General features: G+C 41.6%; 4 protein-coding genes. All 4 read left to right on the forward strand.

All coding sequences use genetic code 11. From position 1 onward, the window contains the following. Positions 1-154: 154 nt before the first annotated feature. The 4 genes from V7147_RS15570 to V7147_RS15585 all read left to right on the forward strand — a co-directional run bounded on the left by V7147_RS15570 (position 155) and on the right by V7147_RS15585 (position 5,463). Positions 155-1,627, forward strand: coding sequence for a CoA-acylating methylmalonate-semialdehyde dehydrogenase (locus V7147_RS15570; RefSeq protein ID WP_335368753.1), 1,473 nt, complete (start codon positions 155-157; stop codon positions 1,625-1,627). A gap of 19 nt (positions 1,628-1,646) precedes the next feature. Then, positions 1,647-2,999 carry an aspartate aminotransferase family protein gene (locus V7147_RS15575; protein ID WP_335368754.1) on the forward strand — a complete coding sequence of 451 codons (1,353 nt, stop codon included), beginning with the start codon at positions 1,647-1,649 and terminating at the stop codon, positions 2,997-2,999. A 95-nt stretch (positions 3,000-3,094) separates the two neighbouring features. Further along, positions 3,095-4,198 (forward strand): alanine dehydrogenase, encoded by a 1,104-nt coding sequence (gene ald, locus V7147_RS15580; RefSeq protein ID WP_335368755.1) that lies wholly within the window; start codon positions 3,095-3,097, stop codon positions 4,196-4,198. 14 nt (positions 4,199-4,212) lie between these two features. After that, on the forward strand, positions 4,213-5,463 hold the full coding sequence (locus tag V7147_RS15585; RefSeq protein ID WP_335368756.1) for a M20 family metallo-hydrolase: 1,251 nt from the start codon (positions 4,213-4,215) through the stop codon (positions 5,461-5,463). Positions 5,464-5,593 lie beyond the last annotated feature (130 nt).

Raw genomic sequence — 5,593 nt, forward strand, 5'->3', positions numbered from 1 at the left:
CGCAAAGGCGTATTTGATGGTCAAAGGTATCAATCAGAGTGTGGAAAAATGACAGGCAGATATTTTACACAATGTCTAATGAAAGCACTTTCATTATGAGAGATAATTAACCTATAGGTTCAGAGTTTCGATCAAAAAGGAGGCAGTACAAAATATGACCGTAGTTAAAAATGAAACAGATGTACTAAAAAACTATATAAATGGAGAATGGGTGGATGCGCTTGGGACGGAATCACTTGCAGTGCCGAATCCCGCAACGAAAGAAACATTAATACGTGTACCGCTTTCTTCAAAAGAAGATGTAGACTTAGCTGTAAAAGCAGCTAGTGAAGCATTTAAAACCTGGAAAAATACACCCGTTCCAAAGCGGGCGAGGATCTTATACAAATATCATTATTTACTCACGGAGAATCATGAAAGGCTAGCAAGACTTGTTGTCCAAGAAAATGGTAAAGCCTNNGCCTATAAGGAAGCACACGGTGAAGTTTTACGAGGAATTGAATGTGTGGAATTTGCGGCAGGTGCACCGACCTTAATGATGGGGGAGACGTTATCAAATATTGCGGAGGATATAGATTCTGAAATGTTCCGCTATCCATTGGGAGTAGTAGGAGGAATTACCCCTTTTAATTTCCCAATGATGGTTCCGATGTGGATGTTTCCATTAGCCATTGCTTGTGGAAATACCTTTGTGTTGAAGCCATCCGAACGGACACCAATGCTTGCAAATGAGCTAGCACGTTTATTTACAGAAGCGGGGGCACCAAAAGGAGTATTAAACGTTGTGCATGGGGCACATGATGTTGTAAATGGGTTATTAGATCATCCAAATGTAAGTGCCATTTCTTTTGTGGGCTCACAGCCAGTTGCCAAATATGTGTATGAGCGTGCGGCAGCACAAGGAAAGAGGGTTCAAGCCTTATCAGGTGCAAAAAACCATCATATTGTCATGCCTGATGCGGATATGGAAAAGGCGGTAGCCAATATCATCAGTTCTACATTTGGAAGTGCAGGACAACGTTGTATGGCTTGTAGTGCAGTTGTCGTTGTAGGGGACGGTGAAAAATTTGTATCTGGGCTAAAGGATGCAGCAGATAAGCTAACGATTGGGAATGGAATGGATGATGAGGTACTTTTAACACCGGTTATTCGTGAGTCCCATCTTAATAAGGTTCTAGGCTACGTGACGAAGGGGCTTGAAGAAGGGGCAACATTGATTCGGGATGGAAGAAAGGAAATGGACGAAATGCCGGAAGGAAACTTCATGGGACCAACCATTTTTGACCATGTCACCCCAGATATGACCATTGCCCAAGAGGAAATTTTTGCACCTGTTTTAAGTCTTTTGCGAGCAAAGGATTTAGATGAGGGTCTAGATTATATTCGAAAATCACGATTTGGAAATGGTGCCACCATCTATACAAAGGATGCAAGGGCAGTCAGACAATTTAGAGAGGAAGCAGAAGCAGGAATGCTAGGTATCAATGTTGGTGTACCTGCTACAATGGCGTTTTTCCCATTCTCAGGCTGGAAGGATTCCTTCTATGGTGACCTCCATGTCAATGGAAAGGATGGAGTAAATTTCTATACACGTAAAAAAATGATTACATCCCGTTTCGACTATTAAAAAAGGAGGGAAAGCGGGTATGACAAATGTTACACATGGGGAAGACCTGTTAACAAAGGATAAGGATTTTGTATGGCATTCTATGAAGCCATATAATCCAAATTCGACTCTTGTGATTAAGAAAGCAGAAGGGTCATGGTTAACAGATCATAATGGGAAACGGTATCTCGATGGTATGTCAGGGCTTTGGTGTGTGAATGTGGGGTATGGAAGAAAGGAATTAGCTGATGCTGCTCATGAACAGCTTAAAGAAATGGCCTATTATCCATTAACACATAGCCATGAAGCTGCAATAAAACTAGCGGAAAAGTTAAATGAAATGCTTGGAGACGAATATGTCATTTTCTTCTCAAATAGTGGTTCTGAAGCGAATGAAACGGCTTTTAAATTAGTTAGGCAATACCATCAACAAAAAGGGGAACACTCCCGTTATAAATTTATTTCACGCTATCGTGCTTACCATGGTAATTCAATGGGTTCACTTGCAGCAACTGGCCAAGCGCAGCGAAAATATAAGTATGAACCACTTGCACCAGGATTTCTCCATGTAGCACCACCTGACCTATACCGTTCAGATGATAAAGCAGATGCACCAGCATCGGACTTACAGTCAGTTAAAGATATCGACCGTGTGATGACATGGGAACTCAGTGAAACGATAGCGGGGGTGATCATGGAGCCCATCATTACTGGTGGCGGTGTCATCGTTCCGCCAGACGAGTACATGGCAGGGGTAAAGGAAGTATGTGAAACACATGGAGCCCTTCTAATTGTTGATGAAGTCATTTGTGGATTCGGGCGAACAGGCAAACCATTTGGATATATGAATTATGGGGTGAAGCCAGATATTATTACAATGGCGAAGGGTATTACAAGTGCATATCTCCCATTATCGGCAACGGCCGTCAAAAAAGAAATTTACGAAGCATTTAAAGGGTCTGAGGAATATGATTATTTCCGCCATGTTAATACATTTGGCGGAAATCCGGCAGCATGTGCCTTAGCACTTAAAAACCTTGAAATTATGGAAAATGAAAAGCTTTTTGACAGGTCAAAGGACTTTGGTGACAGATTAAAAGAAGGCCTTACAGCAGCTTTAGCTGACCATCCGTATGTTGGTGACATTCGAGGAAAGGGTTTATTGATAGGGCTTGAACTGGTCAAGGATAAACAAACGAAAGAGCCGCTTGAAGTTGGCCAAGTAAATAAAGTCATCGCTGGCTGTCTGCAGAAGGGGCTTATTATCGGGAAAAATGGGGCTACAGTGGCAGGGTACAATAATGTGTTAACTCTTGCTCCTCCTCTAACGATTTCCGTGGAAGACTTAGAATTTCTTCAGAGGACTGTCGTTGAAGAAATAATGGCTTTGTAAAAATAGTCTGTACCAACACTCGTAATCTCTCTTTTTAAAAGTATTGATTACGGGTGTTTTTTTCCAAGAAAATTAAAATAGAAAGGTAGATGGGAATGAGAATTGGAGTACCAAAGGAAATAAAGAATAATGAAAATCGTGTGGCTCTGACTCCTGCTGGTGTCTCACAGCTAGTTCAACATCATCATGAAGTTTTTATTGAAACTGGTGCGGGCATGAACTCGGGTTTTTTTGATGAACTTTATTTGGAATCTGGCGCAACCATTGTACAATCGGCCGCTGACGCATGGGCTTGCGATATGGTGATAAAGGTAAAAGAGCCTATCCAGGAGGAATATCAGTATTTTTATGACGGACTTATTCTGTTTACCTATTTACATCTAGCCGCAGATCGTGAGTTAACGCAAGCCTTGATGCAAAAGAATGTTGTTGCAATAGCGTATGAAACGGTGCAATTAGAGGATCGGAGTCTTCCTTTACTAACTCCGATGAGTGAGGTAGCTGGTCGCATGGCTACCCAAATTGGTGCTTCATTTCTTGAAAAAACAAGAGGTGGAAAAGGCGTTCTTCTTGGCGGCGTTCCTGGAGTAAGTCGAGGGAAAGTGACCATCATTGGTGGTGGTGTCGTCGGCATGAATGCTGCGAAAATAGCAGTGGGTCTTGGTGCACAAGTTTCAATTATAGATGTCAGCCCTACAAGATTACGAGAGTTAGATGATATTTTTGGAAATTCTATCACGACGCTAATGTCTAATCCATATACGATCGGCCAAGCGGTGGCTGAATCGGACCTTGTGATTGGTGCTGTATTGATTCCTGGTGCTAAGGCGCCTAAGTTAGTGACTGCGGAAATGGTTAGCTTAATGGAGGAAGGGTCAGTCATTGTGGATGTTGCGATTGATCAAGGAGGTATATTTGAAACGGCTACCCATGGTACAACACATGCAAATCCTACATATACAAAGCATGGAGTCGTTCATTATGCAGTTGGAAATATGCCTGGAGCTGTTCCAAGAACCTCCACCATCGCACTTACAAATGTAACGGTCCCTTATATTCTTCAGGTTGCGAACAAAGGCTTTGAACGTGCATTTACAGAAAATAAATCCTTACAAAAAGGGCTAAATGTTATTGGTGGAAAGATTGTTTACGAAGGGGTTGCTAAAGCACATAACCTACCATATGTAACTACCATTTAATAAGGAGGGATTCTATGAATGTACAAACACTAACCATTAATAAGGAACGGCTTGAGGAAAGAATCACAACATTATCGAAAATAGGGAAAATCGGTGAGACGGGAGTATGTCGCCTCACTCTTTCAAAGCAGGATCGTCAAGCTGTAGAAATGGTTAAAGGCTGGATGGAGGAAGCGGGATTAACCGCTAAAATTGATCATTTTGGAAACTTAATTGGTAGAATGGAAGGGGAAAATCCAAATGAACCGATATTAATGCTAGGCTCTCATATTGATTCCCAGCCCTATGGGGGAAGGTTTGACGGAACGATTGGTGTCCTAGGGGCGCTTGAAGTTGTTCAAACGCTGAAAGAGAATCAAATTGTTCCAAATCGACCAATTGAAGTGATTGCTTTTTCCGATGAAGAAGGCTGTCGCTTTAACAAAGGATTATTTGGCGTTAGAGGAATCCTAGGAAAGCTTGAAGACGGTGAGCTTGACCGTGCTGATAAAGATGGAATTACAAGAAGAGAGGCCCTTGTCAAATTTGGATGTGATCCTTCAAAATTTAAGGAATCAGAATATCGAAAAGGAAGCATTGGTTCATTCCTTGAAATGCATATTGAACAAGGACCGGTGCTAGATAATTTAAATATACCTGTTGGAATTGTGACCGGAATATCAGGTCCACTTTGGTTAACAGTAGAGTTGGAGGGCTTTGCAGGGCATGCGGGTTCCGTTCCAATGCCAATGAGGAAGGATGCACTCGTAGGTGCAGCTAAAGTCATCGTTGCTCTCAATGAGATCGCAAGCAGGGAGCCTGGCGCACCAACTGTTGGGACAGTAGGTAGTTTACGCGTTTTTCCAGATTCACGCAACATCATTCCTGAAAAAGTAAGCTTCACGGTAGACCTACGTGATATTGACTTAAATAGACGTCATAAGCTTGAAGCTCAATTACGTGCAAGGATAAAAGAGATTACAGAGGAACACCAGTTGCATTGTAAAATAACGGAGGATACGAATAGTGAGCCTCGCTATTGTGCAGAGAGAATTAAAGAAATAATGCGTCAGGAGAGTCAAGTTATTGGCTTGGAGCCAATGGAATTAATGAGTGGTCCATTTCACGATTCATTGGAGATGTCCTACGAATGTGAGTACGGAATGATATTTGTCCGTTGTAAGGATGGAATCAGCCATAATCCAAAGGAATTTTCAACCTTTGAAGATATCTCACTTGGTACTGAACTCCTGTATCGCACTACTGTAAAAATGGCACTGGAATAAAAGAAAAACGAATGTAGGATTGCAATTCTACATTCGTTTTTTTTGGTGTAAATTATTTATTTGTAAAAAAGTCTTTAAAAGCTTGCGTAATCTCAATTCCTTGAAAAATGAATAAACTCGTAAATGTTAA

It is taken from the genome of Bacillus sp. JJ1521 (genome assembly GCF_036965165.1).
Lineage (GTDB): Bacteria > Bacillota > Bacilli > Bacillales > Bacillaceae_L > Ferdinandcohnia.